General features: G+C 61.4%; 20 protein-coding genes and 1 pseudogene. 17 read left to right on the top strand and 4 right to left on the bottom strand.

The genetic code is table 11. The features are described 5' to 3' along the window. Positions 1-6: 6 nt before the first annotated feature. Entirely contained in the window at positions 7-312 is a 306-nt protein-coding gene (locus tag AC2444_RS18155; protein WP_003542852.1) for a DUF1244 domain-containing protein, read from the top strand. 91 nt (positions 313-403) lie between these two features. Then, entirely contained in the window at positions 404-667 is a 264-nt protein-coding gene (locus tag AC2444_RS18160; RefSeq protein ID WP_003542853.1) for a DUF2312 domain-containing protein, read from the top strand. Positions 668-831: 164 nt separating this feature from the next. Here the strand turns inward: AC2444_RS18160 and AC2444_RS18165 are convergent, their stop codons facing one another. Both AC2444_RS18165 and AC2444_RS18170 read right to left on the bottom strand, forming a co-directional pair. After that, positions 832-2,679: a peptidoglycan L,D-endopeptidase MepK gene (locus tag AC2444_RS18165; protein WP_041935573.1), complete on the bottom strand. Its 1,848-nt coding sequence runs from the start codon at positions 2,677-2,679 to the stop codon at positions 832-834. Positions 2,680-2,857: 178 nt separating this feature from the next. Next, positions 2,858-4,405: a sigma-54-dependent transcriptional regulator gene (locus tag AC2444_RS18170; RefSeq protein ID WP_128449220.1), complete on the bottom strand. Its 1,548-nt coding sequence runs from the start codon at positions 4,403-4,405 to the stop codon at positions 2,858-2,860. A gap of 206 nt (positions 4,406-4,611) precedes the next feature. On the opposite strand from AC2444_RS18170, the gene AC2444_RS18175 reads away from it, so the two are divergent. The 12 genes and pseudogenes from AC2444_RS18175 (at position 4,612) to AC2444_RS18230 (ending at position 16,805) form a co-directional block, all read left to right on the top strand. Continuing rightward, positions 4,612-6,465, top strand: a complete 1,854-nt coding sequence (locus AC2444_RS18175; protein WP_128449218.1) for a M3 family oligoendopeptidase — start codon at positions 4,612-4,614, stop codon at positions 6,463-6,465. Between the two features lie 366 nt (positions 6,466-6,831). Continuing rightward, a complete protein-coding gene (locus AC2444_RS18180; RefSeq protein WP_012758933.1) occupies positions 6,832-7,986 on the top strand; it encodes an aminodeoxychorismate synthase component I in 1,155 nt (384 codons plus the stop codon). Next, positions 7,983-8,612, top strand: a complete 630-nt coding sequence (locus AC2444_RS18185) for an aminotransferase class IV family protein (RefSeq protein ID WP_012758934.1) — start codon at positions 7,983-7,985, stop codon at positions 8,610-8,612. The genes AC2444_RS18180 and AC2444_RS18185 overlap by 4 nt, the downstream gene beginning before the upstream one ends. Before the next feature lie 2 nt (positions 8,613-8,614). Then, positions 8,615-8,898: pseudogene (locus AC2444_RS18190) on the top strand (YciI family protein). Positions 8,899-8,915: 17 nt separating this feature from the next. Next, entirely contained in the window at positions 8,916-9,281 is a 366-nt protein-coding gene (locus tag AC2444_RS18195; protein WP_012758935.1) for a nuclear transport factor 2 family protein, read from the top strand. Positions 9,282-9,476: 195 nt separating this feature from the next. Continuing rightward, positions 9,477-10,928 carry a homospermidine synthase gene (locus tag AC2444_RS18200; RefSeq protein ID WP_012758936.1) on the top strand — a complete coding sequence of 484 codons (1,452 nt, stop codon included), beginning with the start codon at positions 9,477-9,479 and terminating at the stop codon, positions 10,926-10,928. A gap of 171 nt (positions 10,929-11,099) precedes the next feature. After that, a complete protein-coding gene (gene omp10, locus AC2444_RS18205; RefSeq protein ID WP_012758937.1) occupies positions 11,100-11,468 on the top strand; it encodes an outer membrane lipoprotein Omp10 in 369 nt (122 codons plus the stop codon). 32 nt (positions 11,469-11,500) lie between these two features. Then, positions 11,501-11,821: a hypothetical protein gene (locus AC2444_RS18210; protein WP_012758938.1), complete on the top strand. Its 321-nt coding sequence runs from the start codon at positions 11,501-11,503 to the stop codon at positions 11,819-11,821. A 173-nt stretch (positions 11,822-11,994) separates the two neighbouring features. Beyond that, positions 11,995-13,968, top strand: a complete 1,974-nt coding sequence (locus tag AC2444_RS18215; RefSeq protein WP_012758939.1) for a bifunctional metallophosphatase/5'-nucleotidase — start codon at positions 11,995-11,997, stop codon at positions 13,966-13,968. A gap of 124 nt (positions 13,969-14,092) precedes the next feature. Beyond that, positions 14,093-15,127 carry a ferrochelatase gene (hemH, locus tag AC2444_RS18220; protein ID WP_041935574.1) on the top strand — a complete coding sequence of 345 codons (1,035 nt, stop codon included), beginning with the start codon at positions 14,093-14,095 and terminating at the stop codon, positions 15,125-15,127. Between the two features lie 178 nt (positions 15,128-15,305). Then, positions 15,306-16,346, top strand: a complete 1,041-nt coding sequence (locus AC2444_RS18225) for an SPFH domain-containing protein (RefSeq protein WP_012758941.1) — start codon at positions 15,306-15,308, stop codon at positions 16,344-16,346. 3 nt (positions 16,347-16,349) lie between these two features. Continuing rightward, a complete protein-coding gene (locus tag AC2444_RS18230) occupies positions 16,350-16,805 on the top strand; it encodes an NfeD family protein (protein WP_012758942.1) in 456 nt (151 codons plus the stop codon). Positions 16,806-16,833: 28 nt separating this feature from the next. On the opposite strand, the gene AC2444_RS18235 is transcribed toward AC2444_RS18230, so the two are convergent. Further along, complete coding sequence (locus AC2444_RS18235; RefSeq protein WP_012758943.1) at positions 16,834-17,829, bottom strand: KpsF/GutQ family sugar-phosphate isomerase; 996 nt, start codon at positions 17,827-17,829, stop codon at positions 16,834-16,836. Between the two features lie 175 nt (positions 17,830-18,004). On the opposite strand from AC2444_RS18235, the gene AC2444_RS18240 reads away from it, so the two are divergent. Beyond that, positions 18,005-19,546: an outer membrane beta-barrel protein gene (locus tag AC2444_RS18240; protein WP_012758944.1), complete on the top strand. Its 1,542-nt coding sequence runs from the start codon at positions 18,005-18,007 to the stop codon at positions 19,544-19,546. 69 nt (positions 19,547-19,615) lie between these two features. Here the strand turns inward: AC2444_RS18240 and galU are convergent, their stop codons facing one another. Beyond that, positions 19,616-20,503, bottom strand: coding sequence for a UTP--glucose-1-phosphate uridylyltransferase GalU (galU, locus tag AC2444_RS18245; RefSeq protein WP_012758945.1), 888 nt, complete (start codon positions 20,501-20,503; stop codon positions 19,616-19,618). A 205-nt stretch (positions 20,504-20,708) separates the two neighbouring features. On the opposite strand from galU, the gene AC2444_RS18250 reads away from it, so the two are divergent. Next, positions 20,709-21,932 (top strand): lytic murein transglycosylase, encoded by a 1,224-nt coding sequence (locus tag AC2444_RS18250; RefSeq protein WP_012758946.1) that lies wholly within the window; start codon positions 20,709-20,711, stop codon positions 21,930-21,932. Positions 21,933-22,204: 272 nt separating this feature from the next. Continuing rightward, positions 22,205-23,443 carry an SGNH/GDSL hydrolase family protein gene (locus AC2444_RS18255; protein ID WP_171815698.1) on the top strand — a complete coding sequence of 413 codons (1,239 nt, stop codon included), beginning with the start codon at positions 22,205-22,207 and terminating at the stop codon, positions 23,441-23,443. The last annotated feature ends 20 nt before the right edge of the window (positions 23,444-23,463 follow it).

The raw sequence follows: 23,463 nt of genomic DNA on the forward strand, positions 1-23,463 counted from the left end.
AGCAAGATGACCGCGCTCAGCAAGGAACAACAGACCGAATTCGAAGCTGCCGCCTTCCGCCGCCTCGTCGCACATCTTCGCGAACGCAGCGACGTTCAGAACATCGATCTGATGAATCTGGCCGGGTTCTGCCGCAACTGCCTGTCGAACTGGTATCGCGAAGCCGCAGAGGCCGAAGGTGTCCCGGTTACCAGGGACGAATCGCGCGAAATGGTCTATGGCATGTCCTATGAGGATTGGAAGAATCTTCACCAGAACGAAGCCTCGCCTGTGCAAAAGGCTGCTTTTGAACTGAACAACCCACACAAATAGCTTGGCTGGCCCCGAACAGGCTTGACCGTGACGCCGCTTCGCGGCAGTCACTGGCATCCAAAATTGATCACCAAAAAACCAGGAGAACACGATGTCTGATGCTCATGGCGTCGCCCGCGATCAGCTTCGCGCTTTCATCGAGCGCATTGAACGGCTGGAAGAAGAAAAGAAGACCATCGCCGACGACATCAAGGACGTCTATGGCGAAGCCAAGGGAATGGGCTTCGATACCAAGATCCTGAAGAAGGTCGTGGCGCTGCGCAAGAAGGACGAGCAGGAGCGCATGGAAGAGGAAGCAATCCTCGACACCTACCTGCTCGCGCTCGGCATGATCGAGTCGCCGCCGGAAGGCTGATCCTTCCGGCATTACCGATGTCGACAAGCCGCCGGCCTCCCGGCGGCTTTTCTTTTGCGGTGAAAACAACTGCCTAAACAGCCAGCTTGCCGGATCGAAATAAAAAAGAAAAACCGCCGGATCGCTCCCTCCCGCGGTTTTCGACATTTCCTCGATTGGCAGGCTCAGTTCGTGTTGAACTTGCGCACTTCCATGAAGTTCACAGCCGTGCCGCTGAAGCGGGCCGGGTCGACCGAAGCGGTTTTGACGTTGAAGCCCTCGGCATAGACGGCGGTCGGCTGGGCGCGCATCGTCTGGCTGACGAACCGCGGCGCCTTGACCAGCTTGGAGGCCATTTCGAGGCGCGCATTGGTGAGCGCCCACTGCGAGATCATCTTTTCCGTCAGCTTCGGCTCGGTGCGCACCGTCGTGCGGCTGGCATCCGCTGCCGCGGCTTCCTTATGCGTCGGGCGACCACCCTTGGCGGGAAGCCCCTGCGCCACGGCGCTTTCGACAGCCGGTTCGTCGAAGCCGTCGCCAAAGCTTGCCGATTTGGTCATCGGCGCCAATGCCGCGAGTTCGAGCGGCGGCTTTGTTGCGGCAGGCGCCTTTTGCGTCATCGCGGCGTTGATCGCCTGCTCGACCGTCTGCGGCGGAGCCTTCGACGCGATCTGGCTTTCCCCCTCGTTCCGCTGCTGGTCGAGCGCATCGGCAACGGCAGGAGACAGCGCGTCCTGATCGGCTTCGTCGGCCTCTGCTTCCGGATCGGCATCGGCCGCGGCAAGAAGGTTCTCGGCAACGGAAGGGCGTTCGATCGGCGTCGGAACCGGCAGTCCATTCGCACCCGTCAGCACGGGATCGGTCGCTGCAACCTCGGCGTCGCCAGGCGCGCGGCGCTGGCCGAGAAGCGAGGGAACCGGAATGCTGTAGGCGCTGAGATCGGCGAACTGCTGCGGCTGGGCCTGATCGGCCGGAAGGGCCGCCGCAAGAGCCTGCTGTGCGGCATTACCCGAAGGCGGCGCGACGAGTGCACTCGCCACTTCGCTGGCCGCCGGCTGGTTGCTGAATGCGGGGCGAACCTGCGGCACCGGCGCGTTCAGATCGGCGACTTCGGTCTGTTGCGGCTCGGCGGGAGCAGGCTCGGCCTTCGGCGGCGTCGCCTTGGCGACGGCAACAGGGGTGGAATCATCCGACTCGTCTTCTTGCTCGTCCGCTCCGCCGCCAAAGAGCGCGGCAAACAACGTCTTGTGCTTTGGCGCCGATTCGGAAGCGCTGGCGATCTGGATCTGCGTGCCGCTGGCGCGGCGCTTATAGTCGGCCATCGCCTGCTGGTAGCCCGGTAGCGGCTTGCCATCGGCCGGAATATGGATGGTATTACCGTTCGGGAAGAGCCGGACAAGCTCGTCGCGGCTCATGCGCGGCCAGGCGCGAACGCCACCGACATCCATATGCACGAAGGGCGAGCCCGATTTCGGATAGAAGCCGACGCCGCCGACCTGCATCTTCATGCCGATGCCGCGCAACGTCGCCAGCTTAACGTCGGGAATGAAGAAGTCCATCGCCTTGCCAAGCATATGCTGGCTCTTTTCGGCGACGCCGGAATTGCGCGAGCGGCCGCGCAGCAGCTCGTTGGTTCCTGGCGAACGGAAACCGCAGACAACGTTGATGTAGTCCCTCGAACCGCTCTGGCGATAGACTTCCCAGATCAGGTCGAACAGGCGCGGGTCCATCTTCGTCGGCTGGTTCTTGCGCCAGTCGCGCAGGAAGCGGTTCAGCTGCTCTAGACCCTTGGGGTCGAACTTGCCGTTACGCTTATAGGTGATGACGGCTTTTTCGCCGGTATGAATGAAATAGAGCTTGAGGCTGCGGGTGTCGCCCGCTGCCTGCGAAGGCGTACCAACGAATACCGGTGAGGAAACCGCGAGCGCAAGAAGGGCGGCCGCTACCGTCCTTATTGCCTTTCCGCAAATGTCGGCGCACAACAAACGCCAGCTCAAGCGCGAAGGCTTGGAATTCCCATTCAGATTCGGCAACTCGATCCCCGTCAGACAGACAATGTCCCGTACTGTCTCAGATGACTGTCAAATGCGGTCACACGATGGCAAAAATGCCACACATGATCAACCTTTTCTTTACATAGTGAACGCGCCACTAACAAGTGGTTTATGACTAGTAACAAAACGTGGTTGCCTTAATCTTAATGAAAAGCGCTTAAGCCGCATCTTTCTGGGGATTGTCAGGGTCTATGCCGTAGTCCTTGAGCTTGCGATAAAGTGTGGATCGGCCGATACCGAGCTTGCGCGCTACTTGACTCATCTGCCCGCGATAGAATTTGAGTGCGAATCGGATGAGTTCCTCCTCGACATCGGCAAGTTTGCGCACGTCTCCGGCAGGATTGACGCTGGCAATCGCGTTTTCCGAGGCCTCGGACAGGCGGTGGTGGTGTACCTCCCCCGACATCGACGCCCTGAAGTCCTCGCCATAGCCGTTGTCGGGATCGAGGCCGGTATTGTCGGCAACGAGGGCCAGGTGATCCACCACGTCATATTCCGGAAGCTGGGCGGCGATCTGCGGGAAATCAGCCTCGGTCAGCTCCGGCCCTTCGGCCAGGACGACTGCGCGGAAGATCGCGTTTTCGAGCTGGCGGATATTGCCCGGCCAGTCATAGGCGGTCAGCAAAGCCAGCGTGCCGGCATTCACCGTCATGCGGCGGCCGTTCTTCTGATCGCTGGAGAAGCGGTCGGCAAAGACGCGCACCAGATGCGGAATATCTTCCTTGCGTTTGCGCAACGCCGGAATGGTGATCGGGAAGACGTTGAGGCGATAGTAGAGATCCTCGCGGAAATGGCCGTTCTTGACCTCCTCGATCAGATCCTTGTTGGTCGCCGAGATCAGCCGGACATTGACCTTGTGCGCGGTGCGCGCACCGACGGTCTCAATCTCGCCCTGCTGGACGGCGCGCAAGAGTTTCACCTGCACTTCGAGCGGCAGGTCGCCGATCTCGTCAAGGAAGATGGTGCCGCCGTCGGCTTCCATGAATTTGCCGATGTGGCGCTCGGTCGCGCCGGTAAACGCGCCCTTCTCGTGACCGAAGAGAATGCTCTCGACCAGATTATGCGGGATCGCCCCGCAATTGACGGTGACGAAGGGCTTGTTCGAGCGGTCGCCGCCCGATTGGATGGCGCGCGCCACCAGCTCCTTGCCGACGCCGGATTCGCCTTCGAGCACGACGGGAATGTTGGACTGAGCCGCCCGCTGGGCGAGATCGATGACGCGGAGCATCGCCGGGCTTGCCGAGACGATATCGTCGAAGCCAACCGAACCTGAGCGCGACCGGCGTCCGGCGCGCGCCTTGACTTCGCGCTGGTCGAGCTTCATCGCGTTCGAGATCGAAGTGGCGATGCGTTCGGGCGAGACCGGCTTGACGACGAAATCGAAGGCGCCGGCGCGCATGGCCTGCACCACCGTTTCGATGCCGCCCTGCCCCGTCTGCACGATGACAGGGATCTGCGTGCCGAATTCGTGAAGCGCATCGAGGAATTCGAGGCCGGTCATCTCCGGCATCATCAGGTCGAGCACGATGACGTTGAAAAGGCCGCTGTCGCGTTTGACCATTTCCAGGCCGATACGGCCATTTTCCGCCTGGTGCACGACATGGCCGTGACGCTCGATTGCGTTCTTGAGCAGGCGGCGCTGCACGGGGTCGTCCTCGACCACGAGGATTTGCCCTGCTCCCTTGAGCTCATTGTAACCGGTCATTGTCGCCTCACTTCATGCGAAACCATAAAGCGCACTCTGACAGCAAGGCTTGAACATCCAGTTTTGAGAAATAATTGCATTTTAACGATTGCAACGGGTCGATTTCGTGCCGAAGCGAGGCCTTTCATGCGCCGAAAGCCCCTTGATGCCGGGCCTTAGCGCGCTTAGACAAGCAGTCTGTTATGAATGTGGAGAGGAATGCGCCCATGAAAATCAAGCTCCCGCACGCCGGCCTTCTTCTATCGGCAGCAGCGCCAGCTGGGGCCGCCGATCCGGCGCTCGGCGTTCTGCCGGTCTGGAAGCTGCAGGATCTTTATCCCTCCGCCACCTCCACCGCCTTCGTCGCCGACATGGAAAAAGCCGGCAAGGCCGCGATCGCCTTTGAAGAAAAGTGGAAGGGCACACTCACGGAGGCGACGGCGAAGACCGGCGCCGAGGGCATCGGCGCGGCCCTGAAGGAATATGAGGCGCTGGACGACATCATCGGCCGCCTCGGCTCCTTTGCCGGCCTCACTTATTTCTCCGATACCACCAACCCGACAAACGGCAAGCTCTACGGCGACGTACAGGCCAAGATCACCGAATTTTCCGGTCATCTCCTGTTCTTCGCGCTGGAACTCAACCGCATCGACGACGCGGTGATCGACGCCTGCATGGCGAATGATCCCGCCGCCGGACATTATCGCCCTTGGCTGCTCGACCTCAGGAAGGACAAGCCCTACCAGCTCGACGATAGGCTGGAACAGCTCTTCCTTGAGAAGTCGATGACATCAGCCGCAGCCTTCAACCGCCTCTTCGACGAAACCATGGCGGAACTTCGCTACGAGATCGATGGCGAGAAAGTGCCGCTCGAAGTGGCGCTGAACAAGCTGCAGGAAAAGGATCCGGAAGTGCGCCGCAAGGCAGCCATGGCGCTCGCCGAAACCTTCAAGGCGAGTATCCGCACCTTTACGCTGATCACCAACACGCTTGCCAAGGATAAGGAGATCGCCGACCGCTGGCGCGGCTTCGAGGACATCGCCGACAGCCGACACCTGGCAAACCGCGTCGAGCGCGAGGTCGTCGATGCGCTGGCCGCAGCCGTCCGCGAAGCCTATCCCCGCCTTTCGCATCGCTATTACAAGATGAAGGCGAAATGGCTTGGCATGGAGCAGATGAATTTCTGGGACCGCAACGCGCCGCTTCCGGAAACCTCCAGCGCCATCATCTCGTGGCCGGAGGCGAAGGACACCGTGCTATCGGCCTATGGCAATTTTTCCCCCGAGATGGCTGATATCGCCAGGCGGTTCTTCGACGAACAGTGGATCGATGCTCCGGTTCGTGCCGGCAAGGCGCCCGGCGCCTTCGCGCATCCGACGGTTCCCTCGGCCCATCCCTATGTGCTCGTCAATTATATGGGCAAGCCGCGCGATGTAATGACGCTTGCCCATGAACTCGGGCACGGCGTGCATCAGGTTCTCGCCGGCGCGCAGGGAGCGCTGATGTGCCAGACGCCGCTGACGCTTGCCGAAACCGCTTCCGTCTTCGGCGAGATGCTGACCTTCCGCGCGCTTCTGCAAAAGACCACCGATACGCGCGAGCGCAAGGCGATGCTCGCCCAGAAGGTCGAGGATATGATCAACACGGTCGTGCGCCAGATCGCCTTCTACGAATTCGAGCGCAAGCTCCACACCGCTCGTAAAGCTGGCGAACTCACAGCTGACGACATCGGCGAACTCTGGCTCTCCGTCCAGTCGGAAAGCCTCGGGCCGGCGATCAGCATTTCTGAAGGGTACGAGACCTATTGGGCCTATATCCCCCATTTCATCCACTCGCCCTTCTATGTCTACGCCTATGCCTTTGGCGATTGCCTGGTAAATTCGCTCTATGCCGTCTACCAGAAAGCCGAGAAGGGCTTTCAGGAGAAGTATTTCGAACTGCTGAGGGCCGGCGGCACCAAGCATCACTCGGAACTGCTGAAGCCTTTTGGCCTCGACGCCACCGATCCGTCGTTCTGGAGCCAGGGCCTGTCGATGATCGAAGGGCTGATCGATGAGTTGGAAGCGTTGGATAGGGGCTGACGCCCCGGCCAAGACTTGAAACAAGCGGGGGGCATGATCGGCATTGTAACGTTTGATCTACCAACCGCATTCTGCAACGTCCATGAGGAACCATGACGGCAGCCCCCTCTCCCTCATTCCTGTGCTTGTCACAGGAGTCCAGCGCGCCCAAGTCCTTGGGCGCCGGGGACTGTTTATCGGTCGGAAATGAGTTATTCACGGCGCGTACGCGCCGTGGCTGGATTCCTCTGACAAGCACAGGAATGAGGGCGGATATTGCCGAGGTCTCGGCTTGCCGCCGCGAGAACACGAGTTTCGCATCACCCGGCACCGCAGAGAACAAAACCGGCGCAAGCATCGGATAACCAGGCAAGATGCGGCGCGACCATGTCTGACCCCTATATTCTCTTCCGCGACGACGCGACCGGACAGGTGATGCTTTTCGCAGAGCCGGCTGAGATCATCGTTGCCAGGACGCGCGCCGAGTTCTTTGCAGGCCTTGCCCGGATGGAAGAGGCCAAGGCCGCAGGCAAATGGCTTGCCGGTTACATGGCCTATGAGGCCGGATACCTCTTCGAGGAAAAACTTGCTCCCTTCGCCGGGGAACATCGCGAGACCCCGCTCATCTGTTTCGGCGTCTTCGACGCTCCGCAGGCCGATACGCATCCGCTTGCCCAGCCAAAACAGCGCCTCGAAAACGAGGAATTCCTCACCGCCCCGAAAGCTGCCTGGGATTTCCCTATATATAAAGAGCGCTTCGACCGCCTCCACCAGCACCTGCGGCTCGGCGACGCCTATCAGGCGAACCTCACCATGCCGGTCGAGGCTCACTGGAACGGCGACCCTCGTGCCGCCTTTTGGTCGCTGATCGAACGCCAGCCGGTCAAATACGGCGCGCTGGTCGATCTCGGCGGCCCGGTCATCCTTTCGCGGTCGCCCGAACTTTTCTTCCGCACCGATGAAGAGGGCTGGATCGAGACCCATCCGATGAAGGGCACGGCAAAACGCGGCACCACTGCCGCCGAGGATGCCGAAATCATCGAGGCCATGCGCAGCGATATCAAGACGCAAGCGGAAAACCGTATGATCGTCGATCTCCTGCGCAACGATATCTCCCGCATCACCGAGGTCGGCACACTCGACGTCCCGAAGCTCTTCGACATCGAGACCTATCCGACCGTCCACCAGATGGTGAGCCATGTCCAGGCAAGGCTCCGTCCCGATCTTTCGATCTGCGACATCTTCTCCGCGCTCTTCCCCTGTGGTTCGATCACCGGCGCGCCAAAGATGCGGGCAATGGAAATCCTCCATGCGCTCGAGGATGTCCCGCGCGACGCCTATTGCGGCGCGATCGGCATGATCTCACCCACCGGCGCCATGCGTTTTTCCGTCGCCATCCGCACGATCACGCTTTTTCAGGGCGGCAGGGCCGTCTTCAATGTCGGCGGCGGCATCGTCTTCGATTCGACCGCCGAGGCCGAATATGAGGAATGCCTGCTCAAAGCCCGCTTCGCTGTCGGCGACCAATGGATTGCGCGATGATCGATTTTTCGTTGATCGAGACGCTGCGCTGGCAGCCCGGCGAGGGTTTCATCCGACTGCGTCTGCATCTCGCCCGGCTTTCCCGCTCCGCCCGTCGCCTTGGCTTCCCGCAACCGGTCGAGGCGGTAGCAAGGCTCGACGAAGCCGTTGCGGGTGCTGCCGGTCCGCTGCGCGTCCGCCTGACCTTCGACGCGCAAGGCCGCATCGAGGTGACGAGCGCCGCTTTCGTGCCCCTGGCGCCCGATACCACCTGGACCGTCCGCCTCGCCGAAACCCGTCTGAATTCCGCCGACAGGCTGCTGCGCGTCAAGACCACGCGCCGTGCCGTCTACGAGGCCGCACGGGCCGAATATAGGCCTGATGAGGCCGATGAAGTCATCCTTTTGAATGAACGCAATGAAGTCTGCGATGGCACCATCACCTCGATCTTCCTGGACGACGGAACCGGCGTTCTGCGCACTCCGCCGATCTCCTGCGGCCTGCTCGCCGGTGTGCTGCGCACCGAATTGATCTGCAACCGCAAGGCCCGCGTCGGCCGCATCACGCCTGCCGATCTCAATGCCGGCACGCTCTATATCGGCAATTCGCTGCGCGGCCTGATCCGCGCAAACCTCATCAGGAGCTGACCATGTTCATTCTCTCGCTCACCTATGTGAAACCCAACGATGAAGCCGACAGGCACATGGAACCGCACATGGCCTGGGTGAAGGAGGGTTTGCCAAGGGCTGGTTCCTCGCTTCCGGCCGCAAGGTGCCGCGCACCGGCGGCGTGATCCTCGCAATCGGCGATCGCGCTGCGATCGAGACCTATGTCGCCGCCGATCCCTTCACCATCCACGGCGTCGCCGAATACGACATCACCGAGCTTGCCGTAACGACCGCGGTCGAAGGGCTGGAAACCCTGAAGCGCTGAATTGACAGGAGCCGATCATGAATGATCTCGCCGCCCATCTGAAAGAGCTCGAGGAAAAACTCTTCGAGCCATCGGTTCGCGCCTCGCGGGAGATGCTGACTACGCTGCTCTCGCGCGATTTCCGTGAAATCGGCAGTTCCGGACGGCTCTATACCTTCGACGTCATTGTGCCCAGTCTTTTGGCCGAGCAACGGACGGGAACGTCCCGCGGCGAGCATTTCGAAACCCAAAGACTTGCGGAGCACATCGCGCTCGTCACCTACCGCGCCATTTACACAGACACCGACGGAAGCAAAAGGCGGACGCTGCGCAGTTCCATCTGGCGGCTGGAAGAGGAGGGGCACTGGCGCATGCTCTTCCACCAGGGCACCGTCATTGGTTAAGCCAATCGATGCGGGCTGCCGATCCCAGGGCAGCCTCGCCGGCCCTATCGCCGCTCGATATTTGGCCTTTCCCCGTCAATGCTCTTTATTGTGACGTCGTTTTATGGTTAGAGCCGGTCACCTCGCACTCTCTGCGGCAATTTCAAAACAATTCTTCGGGCTGAACGCCTTCGTCGCCTTCCACAGGAGAAAAGAATGACGGAACAGAATTATCCGGTATATGCCGAAATTACCGGTCCGATCGTAATGATCGGCTTTGGCTCCATCGGCCGCGGCACCCTGCCCCTGATCGAGCGCCATTTCAAATTCGACAAGAGCCGGATGGTCGTCATCGACCCTCGTGAAGAGCCCTCCGACATGGAGATCCTGAAGAAGCACGGCGTTCGCCATATCAAGGAATATGTCACCAAGGACAATTACAAGGAACTGCTGAAGCCGCTGCTGACGGAAGGCGAAGGTCAGGGTTTCTGCGTCAACCTCTCGGTCGACACCTCCTCGCTCGACATCATCAAGCTCTGCCGTAAACTCGACGTTCCCTATGTCGACACCGTCGTCGAGCCCTGGCTCGGCTTCTATTTCGACAAGGGCATGAGCAATGCCGACCGCACCAACTATGCGCTGCGCGAAACCATGCGCAAGGAAAAGGCGAAGAACCCGGGCGGCGCCACCGCCGTCTCCACCTGCGGCGCCAATCCGGGCATGGTCTCCTGGTTCGTCAAGCAGGCGCTCGTCAACCTCGCCAACGACATCGGCCTCAAGTTCGAGGAGCCGGACCAGCATGATCGCGAAGGCTGGGCAAAGCTGATGAAGAAGGTCGGCGTCAAGGGCATTCACATCGCCGAGCGCGACACCCAGCGCACCAAGCATCCGAAGCCGCTCAACGTCTTCTGGAACACCTGGTCTGTCGAAGGCTTCATCTCTGAAGGCCTGCAGCCGGCTGAACTCGGCTGGGGCACGCATGAAGAGTGGATGCCGAAAAACGCCAAGAAGCACAAGAAGGGCAACAAGGCGGCGATCTACCTGGAGCAGCCGGGCGCCAACACCCGCGTGCGCACCTGGTGCCCGACGCCCGGCCCGCAATATGGCTTCCTCGTCACCCACAACGAGTCGATCTCGATCGCCGACTTTTTCACGGTCCGCGACAAGGACGGCGAAGTGACCTTCCGCCCGACCTGCCACTATGCCTACCATCCGGCCAACGACGCCGTGCTCTCGCTGCACGAGATGTTCGGCAATGGCGGTACGCCGCAGCCGGTCCATCACGTTCTCGACGAGGACGAATTAGAAGATGGCATCGACGAACTCGGCGTCCTGCTCTACGGCCACGAGAGGAATGCCTACTGGTATGGCTCGCGCCTGTCGCTGGAAGAAACCCGCAGCATCGCGCCCTATCAGAACGCCACCGGCCTGCAGGTGACCTCCGCCGTTCTCGCCGGCATGGTCTGGGCGCTGGAAAACCCGAATGCCGGCATCGTCGAAGCCGACGAGATCGATTACAAGCGCTGCCTCGAAGTGCAGATGCCCTATCTCGGCCCGGTCGAGGGCCACTATACCGATTGGACTCCGCTGGACGGCCGCCCGGGCCTCTTCCCCGAGGATATCGACACCAAGGATCCGTGGCAGTTCAGGAACATTCTCGTTCGCTGAGATTGTCTGCACGGCTTTGACAATGCCCGCCGCAAGGCGGGCATTTTTGTAACGCCGGCTGTCTAAATGCCGCTCGCCGCCCCACCAAGGCTTGCCTTCACGCCGGGCGCGCGCCATGTTTTGCCCGAACTTGGCGGCTGTCCGCCGCGCCGATTCGCCGGGAGTAGCCTTATGAAAATCAGAACTGGTCTCGTTCTTGTCGGTGCAGCGGCCGCTCTTGCCGCCTGCGTTTCATCAGAGCCGCGTCGCTTGCCGGTTGCAACCGCGCCCGCCGCCACTGGCGTCGAAGGCAACTGGAGCGATCCGAACGGCATCGTTTCCACCTTCCAGGGCGGTAGCTTCACCACCCGCACCACCGATAGCAACCAGCTTCTTGCCTCGGGCACCTATATCAATACCTCACCGACCCTGGTCGAGATCAACATGACCTCGCTGGTGCGCAAGACCCAGTCCAAGGTCAATTGCGCCCTCGTCAACCCGAGCCAGCTCAATTGCACCTCCGATTCCGGCGCACAGTTCACGCTTTCCCGCCGCGGCTGAAAGATGCGGCGATAGGCTAGACTAAGCACACCATGCGGGCCCTCGCCTCTTATCTCGTCCTGCTGCTCGCCATGCCGCTTGCGGCACTTGCGGTCGTTTCGCCGGCCAATGTCTATCGTGCCCAGGGCATCGCCGCTCCCGATTGCGACGGGCCGCTGCAGGTGCTGATCTTCGCCGTGCCTGCCGTCCTGATCTATGGCGCAGGCGCGCTCCTTGCCTATCGGGCCGGCCGGCGCTTTCATCGCCTCGTTTCCGTTCTCTGCTTGATCATCGCGCTCGCCACGGTTCCGAATATTGCCGAGGCCGTGCACGAACTTTATCGAAACGCCGCCGACGGCGAATGCCTGGGATAGGAACTCGGCTTTTTTCCCCTGCCCCCTTGGAAAGCGCCTCGCCTGGCCCAGCTTTCTCTTGCGGTCGTGCATCGTCTGATGGAACATCCGCAGGCCGGGAAACCGCCCCGGCGCACGATAAAAGGGATCGGCGAGGATCAGGGGGATCTTTCGCCTCAATCAGGAGAACAGGGATGACGAAGTCTTTCAGCTTCGGTCTTTTGACCGCGTCCATGCTAGCGCTGAGCGCGGGCGCCGCCTTTGCGGATTACGAACTCAATATTCTTCATATCAACGATTTCCATTCGCGCATCGAATCGATCAACAAATTCGACTCCACCTGCTCGGCCGAGGAGGAAGGCAAGAAGGAATGCTTCGGTGGTGCGGCCCGCCTGAAGACCGCGATCGACCAGCGCCGTCAGGCGCTATCCGGCAAGAACGTCCTCCTCCTCAATGCCGGCGACAATTTCCAGGGCTCGCTCTTCTACACGACCTACAAGGGGGCAGCCGAAGCCGAATTCCTGAACCTGATGAAGTTCGACGCCATGACCGTCGGCAACCATGAATTCGACGACAGCGAAGACGGGCTCGCGACCTTCCTTGACAAGGTGCAGTTCCCTGTCGTGACGGCGAACGTCAAGGCGACCGCAGCCTCCAAGCTCGGCGACCGCATCAAGCCCTCGCTGGTGCTCGATGTCGGCGGCCAGAAGATCGGCATCGTCGGCGCCGTCACCAATGATACGGCAGAGCTTTCCTCCCCCGGCCCGAACGTCACGATCGCAGATGACGTCCAGAGCATTACTTCAGCCGTTCAGGATCTGAAGGGTCAGGGCGTCAACAAGATCATCGCGCTGACCCATGTCGGTTATCCCCGCGATCTCGCCCTGATCGCCAAGATCCCCGATGTCGATGTCGTCGTCGGAGGCCACTCCCACAGCCTGCTCTCCAATACCGACCCCAAGGCTGAAGGTCCGTATCCGACGATGGTCGACAATCCCGGCGGCTACAAGGTGCCGGTCGTCCAGGCTGCCTCCTACAGCAAGTATCTCGGCGATCTCGTCGTCAATTTCGACGATAGCGGCGTCGTCAAGGATGCCAAGGGCGATCCGATCGTGATCGATTCCACCTTCACCCCCGATCCGGCCGTCCTCACCCGTATCGCCGAACTGGCAAAACCGATCGAGGACCTGCGCAAAAAGGTGATCGGCTCTTCCGAAAGCCCGATCGAAGGCGACCGCAAGGTCTGCCGCGTCAAGGAATGCTCGATGGGCAATCTGGTGGCAGACGCCATGCTCGATCGCACTAAAAACCAGGGCGTCACCATTGCCGTTCAGAACGGCGGCGGCCTGCGTGCGTCGATCGACGGCGGCGAGATCACCCAGGGCGAGGTCATCACCGTCCTGCCTTTCCAGAACACGCTCGCTACGTTTGAGCTGACCGGCGCAAACGTCGTCAAGGCGCTCGAAAACGGCGTCAGCCAGATCGACCAGGGCGCCGGCCGCTTCCCGCAGGTCGCCGGCCTGAAGTTCTCCTTCGACCAGTCGAAGCCCGTCGACAGCCGTGTCAGCGACGTTCAGGTGAAGGACGGCGACAATTTCGCTCCGATCGACCCGGCTAAGACCTACAAGGTCGCCACCAACAACTTCATGCGGGGCGGCGGCGACGGCTATACGATCTTCAAGGAAGGCCAGAACGCCTATGATTTCGGCCCGGATCTTGCCGACGTGACGGCCGAATACGTCGCCGCGCATTCACCCTACAAGCCCTACACGGATGGCCGCGTCACGGAACTGGCGCAGGCAGCGCCTGCACCCTCCGCTTCCGAGTCGGCGCCTGCCGCACCTGCTGCTCCGACCCCATCTACCGAACCCAGCCCTGCACCGGCTGCTCCTGCTCCATCCACCGAGCCGGCTCCCGCACCTGCTGCCCCGGCCCCAACAGCACCGGCTCCTGCACCCACTGCGGAACCGGCACCCGCACCGGCAGCCTCCACACCTGCCGCGACGACGCCTTCCACCCACGTCATCGCCGCGGGCGACACCTTCTGGGATCTCGCCGTGACCTTCTATGGCGACGGCACGCTGTGGCGGAAGCTTTCGGATGCCAATGGCAAGCCGAACCCGCGGCACTTGACGGTCGGCAAGGAGATCGAAGTCCCCGCCAAGTAAGACGATTTGTCTCGATGCCACTGGCCGGTCCGGGGTTTCCCGGGCCGGCTTTTCTTTCTATAGGGTGAACCACGATCTCCAGGCTGCGTATGAGCCGACGGGACAAATGAACGTTGGGGCCAGAATGACAGCAGATATTTCACTCCGCCCGGCCGATCATCCGGCCGTCAAATTTGGTAAGGTCGGTGTGCTGCTGGTCAATCTCGGCACGCCTGACGGCACTGATTATACCTCGATGCGCCGCTATCTCAGGGAATTCCTGACCGATCGCCGCGTCATCGAATGGTCGCCCTGGAAGTGGTATCCGATCCTGTTCGGCATCGTGCTCAACACCCGCCCGCAGAAGGTCGGTAAGGCCTATGAGCTGATCTGGAACAAGGAGAAGAACGAAAGTTATCTGCGCACCTACACCCGCAACCAGTCGGAACTGATAGCCGAGCGCCTGAAGGATCTTGATAACGTCAAGGTAGACTGGGCGATGCGCTACGGCACGCCGTCGATCGCCTCGCGCATCGACGCGCTGAAAGAAGAAGGCTGCGACCGGATTGTGCTCTTCCCGCTCTATCCGCAATATGCGGCGGCGACGACCGCCACCGTCAACGACAAGGCCTTCCAGAAGCTGCTCTCGATGCGCTGGCAGCCGGCGCTACGCACCGTTCCCGCCTATCATGACGACGAGACTTATATCGAAGCGCTCGCCACATCCGTCGAGAGGCATCTTTCGACCCTCGACTGGAAGCCCGAGATGCTGCTCGCCTCCTTCCACGGCATACCGATGTCCTATTTCAAGCAGGGCGATCCCTACTACTGTCAATGCCAGAAGACCGGCCGGCTGCTGCGCGAGCGGCTCGGGCTCACCAAAGAAAACTTCATGGTGACCTTCCAGTCCCGCTTCGGGCCGGAGGAATGGCTGCAGCCTTACACCGACAAGACGGTGGAGAAGCTCGCCAAGGACGGCGTCAAACGCATCGCCGTCATCAATCCCGGCTTCGTCTCCGACTGTCTGGAGACGCTGGAGGAGATCGCCGAACAGGCCGCCCACTCCTTCCACGAAAACGGCGGCGAGAAGTTCGCGCATATCCCCTGCCTCAACGATGGCGAGGACGGCATGAAGGTGCTGGAAAAGGTCGTCCGCCGCGAATTGCAGGGCTGGATCTAGGAAACCATCTTCAGAAAATTACGCCGCACGGATAGTCGGCGACGACCCGACGGACCTTACCCTCCTTTCGCTTGGAAGGTGCGGCAGGCGTGCGTCATTTCCTCCTCGCAAAGAACATGCTAACTCACCACATCAGTGGTGTAGGTGGGCGCGAATGCGCCGATAGGAGGAATTTTTCATGCTGTTCGGCGGCTTCGACATCGTCGTGATCGTGCTGGTCATCTTCGTCATCCTGGTGCTCTTTGCCGGGATCAAGACCGTGCCGCAGGGCTACCGCTATACGATCGAGCGCTTCGGGCGTTATACCCGCACGCTGGAGCCAGGCCTCAACCTCATCACCCCCTTCATCGAGCGCGTCGGCGCCAAGTTGAATGTGATGGAGCAGGTGCTGAACGTGCCGACCCAGGAGGTGATCACCAAGGATAATGCCTCGGTTTCGGCCGATGCGGTCTCCTTCTATCAGGTGCTGAACGCCGCCCAGGCTGCCTATCAGGTCTCCAACCTCGAAAACGCCATCCTCAATCTCACCATGACCAACATCCGCTCGGTCATGGGTTCGATGGATCTCGACGAACTGCTCTCCAACCGCGATGCGATCAACGACCGGCTGTTGCGCGTCGTCGACGAAGCCGTGCATCCCTGGGGCATCAAGGTCACCCGCGTCGAGATCAAGGACATTCAGCCGCCGCGCGACCTCGTCGATGCGATGGCCCGCCAGATGAAGGCCGAGCGCGAGAAGCGCGCCCAGGTACTGGAGGCCGAAGGCTCGCGCAATGCGCAGATTCTGAGGGCCGAAGGCGCAAAGCAATCCGCCATCCTGCAGGCCGAAGGCCAGCGCGAGGCTGCCTTCCGCAACGCCGAAGCCCGCGAACGCCTGGCCGAGGCCGAAGCCAAGGCGACGAAGATGGTTTCGGAAGCGATCGCCGCCGGCGATATTCAGGCGATCAACTATTTCGTCGCTCAGAAATATACCGAGGCGCTCACCTCGATCGGTTCGGCGCCCAATTCCAAGATCGTGATGATGCCAATGGAAGCCTCTTCCATCCTGAGCTCGCTCGGTGGTATCGGCGCCATTGCCCGCGAAGTCTTCGGCGATGCCGGTAACGGCCCGTCAACGCCGCTGCCTGTGCCGCCGCGTCCACGTCCCGCACCGGCGCGCTCGACACCGCCGATCAATCCATCGACCCCCAATCCCTTCAATCCCGAGCAGGAGCGTTAAGCCATGCTGGCGAAGATCGTCGCCGAACTCGGTCCGTGGAGCTGGTGGGTCGCGGGCCTCGTGCTGCTCGCCGCGGAAATGATCGTTCCCGGCTTCTTCCTGGTTTGGATTGGCCTTGCCGCCTTGATCGTCGGCGCGCTGTCGCTGCTTTTCTGGGACAGCGCCTTCTGGGTCTGGGAGTTGCAGGCAATCCTTTTTGCGCTTTTCGCCGTTGCCGCGACCTTCGCCGGCCGCCGGCTGACACTGCGCAATGCCACGACCGACGAGCCCTTTCTCAATCAGCGCGGCGCCAGCCTCGTCGGCCGCACCGCAACACTGCACGAACCGATCCGCGAAGGCCGCGGCCGCATCCGTCTCGACGATACGCTATGGCAGGTGATGGGACCCGACCTGCCCGTCGGAACACAGGTGAAAGTGGTTTCGAGCAACGGCCGCGACCTGACGGTCGAGCCGGTCTGATCAAATAACTCTGAACAAACGAACCTGATCAGGCGACGCCGATCCGCAGCAGGTCGTGGAAATGCACCAGCCCGACCGGCCGGCGGTCGTCGTCGATGACGATCAGCGCGCCGATATGATGCTGGTTGAGCAGCGCCAGGGCCGCGGTCGCCAGCACCGTCGGCTTCACCGTCTTCGGCGTCCGCGTCATGATGTCGTCGACGGTAAGCTCGGCAAGATTGCGCGTCAGGTTGCGCGCCATGTCGCCTTCGGTGACGATGCCGCAGAGCCGCCCATCCTCATCAAGCACGCCGACGCAGCCGAAGTGCTTGCGCGACAGCACCGTGATCGCCTCCGGCATCGGTGTACCCTTGGCAACGAGCGGCAGCCGCTCGCCGGTATGCATGACATCGGCGACATGCATCAGGCTCGCGCCCAGCTTGCCGCCCGGATGGAAGACGTGGAAATCCGTGGCGGTAAAGCCGCGCGCCTCCAGGAGCGCCACCGCCAGCGCGTCGCCGATGGCAAGCTGCATCAGCGTCGAGGTCGTCGGCGCCAGCCCATTGGGGCAGGCCTCCTGTTCATTCGGCATCAGAAGGACGATATCGGCGGCGGCGGCGAGCGAGGAGCCTTCGCTGCAGGTGATCGCGATCAGCGGAATGGAGAAGCGCCGCGTGAAGGAAATGATGCTCTTGAGCTCGGCGCTTTCGCCACCTTTGGAAATCGCCAGCACGACGTCGTCGCGCGCGATCATGCCGAGATCGCCGTGATTGGCCTCCGCCGCATGCACGAAAAAGGCAGGCGTTCCGGTCGAAGCGAATGTCGCCGCGAGCTTGGCGCCGATATGCCCGCTCTTGCCGACGCCGGTGACGATGACGCGCCCGGAGATGTCGCTGATCACTTCGACCGCCCGTGTGAAAGGACCGGCCAAGCCATTGTCAAAAGCCTGTTCGAGCGCTTCAAGACCGCGTCTTTCGGTCTCTATCGTGCGTTTTGCCGATTCGAGCACGCTGTTTTCAACGAGGTTGATCGCTCTTCTGTTCATGAAGTTGCGTTAGACCTTTTCACTTTCCAAGTCCACCCCGCACTCTTTCCGACCCGCAGTCTTTCCGACCCGCACTCTTTCCGAATTGTGAACAGCGCCCGCCGCCGGCAACGAATGGTTAACCACAAGGCTTTACCTTTGGGTAAGAACCGAAAGCATGTCAGGCGCGAATTGCATGGGCCAGCCAAAACAGACGAGCAGTGTGACGCCGCTCCGCGCCATGAGCCGTGCCGTCTCCTTTGCCGTGCTGGGTGGCCTGCTTCTCAGCCAGACAGCAGCCTTCGCGCAGTCCGCCTCGTCGCAGCCGGCAACCGGTCGCTCCGCTGCCTCCCAGGATAACCGCGCCACTAACAATGCCGCATCCGCCGCCGGTTTCGATGACGAGACCAGCGATAACGCCACTCCTGCGGCAAACGGCGCGACCGCGAACGCGGACGATGCCCAGCAGCGGCCGGCCATACCGGATACACAAGCCGGCGACGACATTACCGGCTCCATCCTCGACGAGGACATACGCCGGCTGAACACCCGCGAGGCGCCGAGCGATGAGACGCTGCCGCGCCGCAGGGCTGCCGAGAGCGCCTCGACGGAGGAAACGCCAGGAATTCCGATCGGCACTTTCGTGCTCCGCCCGAGCGTCACCCAGAGCATCAATACGGAGACCACCAAGGACGGCAATACCAGGCAACGGCGCGCCTTTCTCGAAACGGATGCGGCAGCGACACTGACTTCCGACTGGGGCCGGCACCAACTGACCGTCACCTCGGAAGGCGCCTGGCAGAGGAATATCAGCGGCGAGGGCGAGGAGCAGCCTTCCTTTAAAGTCAACGGCGATCTCAGGCTGGATCTTCCCGACGATACGACCGCGCACCTGACCGCCGGTTATAATTTCTACCGTGAGGATACGGACGATCCCGACGCCATCGCCGACGCCGCGCAACAGTCGGACGTGCAGGAATTTTCGGCCGGCGCCTCCGTCCAACGCGATTTCGGCATCCTGCGCGGCACGACGGCACTGGCACTGACCCGCTCGATCTATTCGGATGCCAAACTTGCCAACGGCACCACCGTCGCCCTCAGCGACCGTAACCAGACGACGGGCACGCTGCGCGGCCGCGTCGGCTACGAACTGTCTCCCGCGCTCATCCCCTTCATCGAGGCGACGATCGGCCGTTCGGTCTATGACGAAACCCGCGACTCCGCCGGTTACGAGCGCTCCGGCCATAGCTATGGCGCCAAGGCAGGCGTCGAGGTCGATCTCGGTGAAAAGCTGAAGGGTGAAGTCGGCGTCGGCTACGAGATGGCAGATTTCGAAGACAGCCGCCTGTCCTCGATCGATACCGCCACGCTCGATGCGAGCCTGCTCTGGTCGCCGATCCGCGGCACCGATGTCAATCTCGACCTGCAGACGAGCATCCAACCCTCGACCACGGCAGGCGAAAGCGGCTACGTCTCACACGCGCTGACGACGACGGTCACCCACCAGCTGCGCGACAACCTGGTCGGGACGATGATCGGCGGGGTGATATGGCGCGATTATCCCACGGACAGCACCATCAACGACGAGCTCGTCTATACCGCCGCGACCGGCCTGACCTGGAACATCAACCGCTATCTCGATCTGACCAGCACGCTCGGCTACGAGTTGACGACGCGCAAGGAAGGCAGCGACTCGCAGCAATGGCGAGCCGGCGTCGGTCTCAAGCTGAAACGCTAAGAATGTCGGAAAATAGAGCGCCGCGTATCCCTTAGGACACGCGGCGCTCTATCACATTGAATCTACGACTTATTTCAGGCCCGCAAGCAATTCCCTGAAGCCGCCTTCGACGGAGGGGCGGATATCGTCGCGTTCGAGGGCGAAGGCGACGTTTGCCAGGATGAAGCCGTCCTTGGCGCCGCAGTCGTAAGTCGCGCCGCGGAAGTGGTAACCGGCGAAATCCTGTTCCTTCAGCAGCTTCAGCATGCCGTCGGTGAGCTGGATCTCGTTGCCGGCGCCGCGCTCCTGGGTTTCGAGGATCTTGAAGATCTCCGGCTGCAGGATATAGCGGCCGTTGATGAAGAAGTTGGAAGGCGCCGTCCCCTTGGCAGGCTTTTCCACCATTCCGGTGATGCGAAAGCCGTCGCCGATCGCCTCGCCGACGCCGACGATGCCGTATTTATGCGCCTGGTCCGGCGCGCATTCCTCGACGGCGATGATATTGCCGCCGCTCTGGGCATAGAGGTCGATCATGCCCTTCATGCAGCCCTTGTCGCCCTTCATGATCATATCGGGCAGCAGCAGTGCGAAGGGCTCGTCGCCGACGATCTCGCGGGCGCACCACACGGCGTGGCCGAGGCCGAGAGGCTCCTGCTGACGAGTGAAGCTCACCGTGCCGGCCTTCGGCAATTGCTGGGCGAGAAGGGTAATTTCCGCCTTCTTGGCGCGCTCGCGCAGCGTCTGTTCCAGCTCGAAATGAATGTCGAAATAATCTTCGATGACGTGCTTGTTGCGTCCGGTGACGAAGACCAGATGTTCGATCCCGGCTTCGATCGCCTCGTCGACGACATATTGAATGATTGGCTTGTCGACGACGGTCAACATTTCCTTCGGAACAGCCTTTGTCGCCGGAAGGAATCGCGTTCCCAACCCGGCAACCGGAAATACTGCTTTACGAACTTTGTTGTGTTGAGCCACACCCGGCCTCCTGCTTCGATCATATCGCTTTGGAAATGGAGTTTTTTTAGCTTTAACTAGTATAGAATTGCTACTGTTTTGCAAATGGTGACCGCAGCGGATCGCCATGGTAAAGAATTTGTTGACTCCGTTCCTGTAGTCTCGGGTCTGGGCGGAAATGATGCCCCGCTGCACCAGAAACTGAAGATGACGGATACGACTGTCGATGACCCAGAATCACAAAAACTCCCTTCGTGGTCTTGCTCTCGCCCTCATTGTCGCTGCCCAGGTGGCACTGGTCCCCGACAACGCGAAAGCTGATTCCCGCTTCCAGAAATGGATCGCGGATTTTTACCAGACTGCCGCTCAGAGTGGCATCAGTAAGGCAACCTATCAAAAGGCCTTTTCCGGGGTGAGCGAGCCCGATCCGACCGTGCTCGAAAAGGCGGCCTACCAGCCGGAATTCACCTCGAAGATCTGGGACTATGTCGATTCCCGCGTCAACCCCTATACGGTCAAAATCGGCCGCGAGATGGCCGCCAAACACGCAAGGACGCTCGCTGCGATCGAGCAGCGTTTCGGCGTCGACAAGACCATTTTGCTGGCCATCTGGTCGATGGAATCGAATTACGGCGCGGTTCTCGACAAGGACGACCGGCTGCACTACGTGCCGCGCGCCCTGGCCACGCTTGCCTATGCCGATCCGAGCCGCGCCAAATTCGCCAAGAAGCAGTTGGTCGCCGCGCTGAAGATCCTGCAGAACGGCGATGTGCCGGCACGCAAGATGACCGGCTCCTGGGCCGGCGCCATGGGCCACACCCAGTTCATCCCGACAAGCTACCTGCTTTATGCTGTCGATGCCGACGGCAACGGCCATCGCGATATCTGGAACTCGATCCCCGACGCACTGGCGACCTCGGCCAATCTCCTGATGAAGAACGGCTGGGATACCGGCAAGACCTGGGGCTATGAGGTCGTCGTTCCCGCAGCGGCCGCCAAGCAGGCCGGCAAGACCCATACACTGGCCCAATGGGCGGCACTCGGCCTGACCCGCCCGAACGGCAAGGCCTTCCGCGAGAGCGCCACCAAGGCCATGCTGAAGATGCCGGCCGGAGCTGGCGGCCCAGGCTTCCTGATGACCGCCAACTTCTTCACCATCAAGAACTACAATGCCTCGGACAGCTACGCGCTTGCCGTCGGCCTGCTTGCCGACCAGATCGCCGGCTACGGCGGGATGCAGCAGCGTTGGCCGCGCCCGAACGGCGCACTCGACATCACCGAGAAATTCGAGCTGCAGACGCGTCTCAAGACGCTCGGCTATTACAATGGCGAGGTGGACGGCAATTTCGGCTCGGGTTCGAAGGCGGCGATATCAGCCGTGCAGTCTCGCATCGGCATGCAGCCGGACGGCGAGCCCTCGCTGCCGCTTCTGAACGCACTTCGTCGCTAGATCAGGATGATTTTAGGCCCGATCGGCCTAAAATCTGAATCCTGATCTAAATCAAAGAAGTAGAGCATGATGTCGTCCGAAAACCGCGCACACTTTTCGGCATCATGCTCTAGAGTTTGCGTCGGTTCGGGAATCATGCAGGGCGCTTCAAGTCTTTGTCTCATGCAGGTCGCCCCGTCCTGGCGCACGGTTTTGGCGAACCAGCATTGGAAGCGGCAGAACCGTGACCTAGATATTAGTGGGAGTGGACGCTGGCCTGCCCTGCGTGCAAGATGCCGGCAGATGCGGAACTGCCCATGACGAAGAAAATTGATCGGACCCGTAAAATCCGTTGGCTCGTGCTCGCCTTGGCGGCGGCTTCGCTATGCCTTGGCGTGTCTGCGCCGGTGCATGTCGCCGAAGCCCAGGAGCAGCGCTATCAGCGCCGGTCGATCTTCGATTTCTTCCTTGGCCGGCGCTATCTCGACGACGGCCCGCAGGCCCCTGACGTCCAGCAGCCGCGACGCCAGCAGCGCAAACGCCCGCCAGCGCAGAAAGCCATCGTCAATACCCGCACTGCGCCGCCGGTCCGCGCTCCCGTCGAGGAGGAGCCGGCCGTACAGAAACTTGGCGACGCCCGAAAGATCCTGATCGTCGGCGATTTTCTGGCCAGCGGCCTCGGCGACGGCCTCACGGCCGCCTTCGAGACCTCGCCGGGTGTCGTCGTCGAAGCCCGCGGCAACGTCTCATCGGGTCTTGTCCGCGACGATTATTATGACTGGCCGGAACAGCTGCCGAAGATGATCGACGAGCTGAAGCCGGCAATGGTCGTCGTCATGATCGGTGCCAACGACCGCCAGCAGATGGTGACCGACACCGCCAAGGAAAAATTCCGCACCGATGGCTGGTTCACCGAATACCGCCGCCGCGTGCTTTCCTTCGGCAAGGAGGTCACCGACCGCAAGATCCCGCTGCTCTGGGTCGGTCTTCCCGCCTTCGAATCCGATTCGATGACGGCCGATGCCGTTCAGATGAACCAGCTCTACCGCAACCAGGTCGAAAGCGTCGGCGGTGAATTCGTCGATATCTGGGATGGTTTCGTCGACGAAAACGGCAACTTCATCGTCACCGGTTCGGATGTGAACGGCCAGCAGGTGCGCCTGCGCACCTCCGATGGCATCAACCTTACTCAGGCTGGCCGGCGCAAGCTTGCCTTCTATGTGGAAAAACCGGCCCGGCGTCTTCTCGGCACCCAGGCGAGCCCGGATCTGGTCCGCCTCGACTCCAGCAATCTGCCCGGCCTCGGCCTTCCCGCCAATCCGGTCGAACATACCGTGCCGATCAGCCTCTCCGATCCCAATCTCGACGGCGGCGCCGAGCTTCTCGGCGCCAGGCCGCCGCCTGTGGCTTTGACGCGGTCGCCGCGCGACCAGCTGGTCGAGCAGGGCGAAATGACGCCAGCACCTCCCGGCCGCGTTGACGATTACCGCCTGCCTGCCGCAAAGGCGCCGGCCGAAGTCTCGGTCAAATAAAGGCTGCGCGAGGCTGCCCT

The organism is Rhizobium sp. WSM1328 (genome assembly GCF_057653715.1).

Excerpts from the sequence above, each read along its gene's own strand:
- AC2444_RS18160 (WP_003542853.1), top strand. The coding sequence starts at position 404 with ATGTCTGATGCTCATGGCGTCGCCCGCGATCAGCTTCGCGCTTTCATC.
- AC2444_RS18240 (WP_012758944.1), top strand. The coding sequence starts at position 18,005 with ATGGGCCAGCCAAAACAGACGAGCAGTGTGACGCCGCTCCGCGCCATG.
- omp10 (WP_012758937.1), top strand. The coding sequence starts at position 11,100 with ATGAAAATCAGAACTGGTCTCGTTCTTGTCGGTGCAGCGGCCGCTCTT.
- AC2444_RS18180 (WP_012758933.1), top strand. The coding sequence starts at position 6,832 with ATGTCTGACCCCTATATTCTCTTCCGCGACGACGCGACCGGACAGGTG.
- AC2444_RS18250 (WP_012758946.1), top strand. The coding sequence starts at position 20,709 with ATGACCCAGAATCACAAAAACTCCCTTCGTGGTCTTGCTCTCGCCCTC.
- AC2444_RS18155 (WP_003542852.1), top strand. The coding sequence starts at position 7 with ATGACCGCGCTCAGCAAGGAACAACAGACCGAATTCGAAGCTGCCGCC.
- AC2444_RS18175 (WP_128449218.1), top strand. The coding sequence starts at position 4,612 with ATGAAAATCAAGCTCCCGCACGCCGGCCTTCTTCTATCGGCAGCAGCG.
- AC2444_RS18195 (WP_012758935.1), top strand. The coding sequence starts at position 8,916 with ATGAATGATCTCGCCGCCCATCTGAAAGAGCTCGAGGAAAAACTCTTC.
- AC2444_RS18185 (WP_012758934.1), top strand. The coding sequence starts at position 7,983 with ATGATCGATTTTTCGTTGATCGAGACGCTGCGCTGGCAGCCCGGCGAG.
- AC2444_RS18225 (WP_012758941.1), top strand. The coding sequence starts at position 15,306 with ATGCTGTTCGGCGGCTTCGACATCGTCGTGATCGTGCTGGTCATCTTC.
- AC2444_RS18200 (WP_012758936.1), top strand. The coding sequence starts at position 9,477 with ATGACGGAACAGAATTATCCGGTATATGCCGAAATTACCGGTCCGATC.
- AC2444_RS18255 (WP_171815698.1), top strand. The coding sequence starts at position 22,205 with ATGCCGGCAGATGCGGAACTGCCCATGACGAAGAAAATTGATCGGACC.
- AC2444_RS18235 (WP_012758943.1), bottom strand. The coding sequence starts at position 17,829 with ATGAACAGAAGAGCGATCAACCTCGTTGAAAACAGCGTGCTCGAATCG.
- hemH (WP_041935574.1), top strand. The coding sequence starts at position 14,093 with ATGACAGCAGATATTTCACTCCGCCCGGCCGATCATCCGGCCGTCAAA.
- AC2444_RS18210 (WP_012758938.1), top strand. The coding sequence starts at position 11,501 with ATGCGGGCCCTCGCCTCTTATCTCGTCCTGCTGCTCGCCATGCCGCTT.
- AC2444_RS18215 (WP_012758939.1), top strand. The coding sequence starts at position 11,995 with ATGACGAAGTCTTTCAGCTTCGGTCTTTTGACCGCGTCCATGCTAGCG.
- AC2444_RS18170 (WP_128449220.1), bottom strand. The coding sequence starts at position 4,405 with ATGACCGGTTACAATGAGCTCAAGGGAGCAGGGCAAATCCTCGTGGTC.
- AC2444_RS18230 (WP_012758942.1), top strand. The coding sequence starts at position 16,350 with ATGCTGGCGAAGATCGTCGCCGAACTCGGTCCGTGGAGCTGGTGGGTC.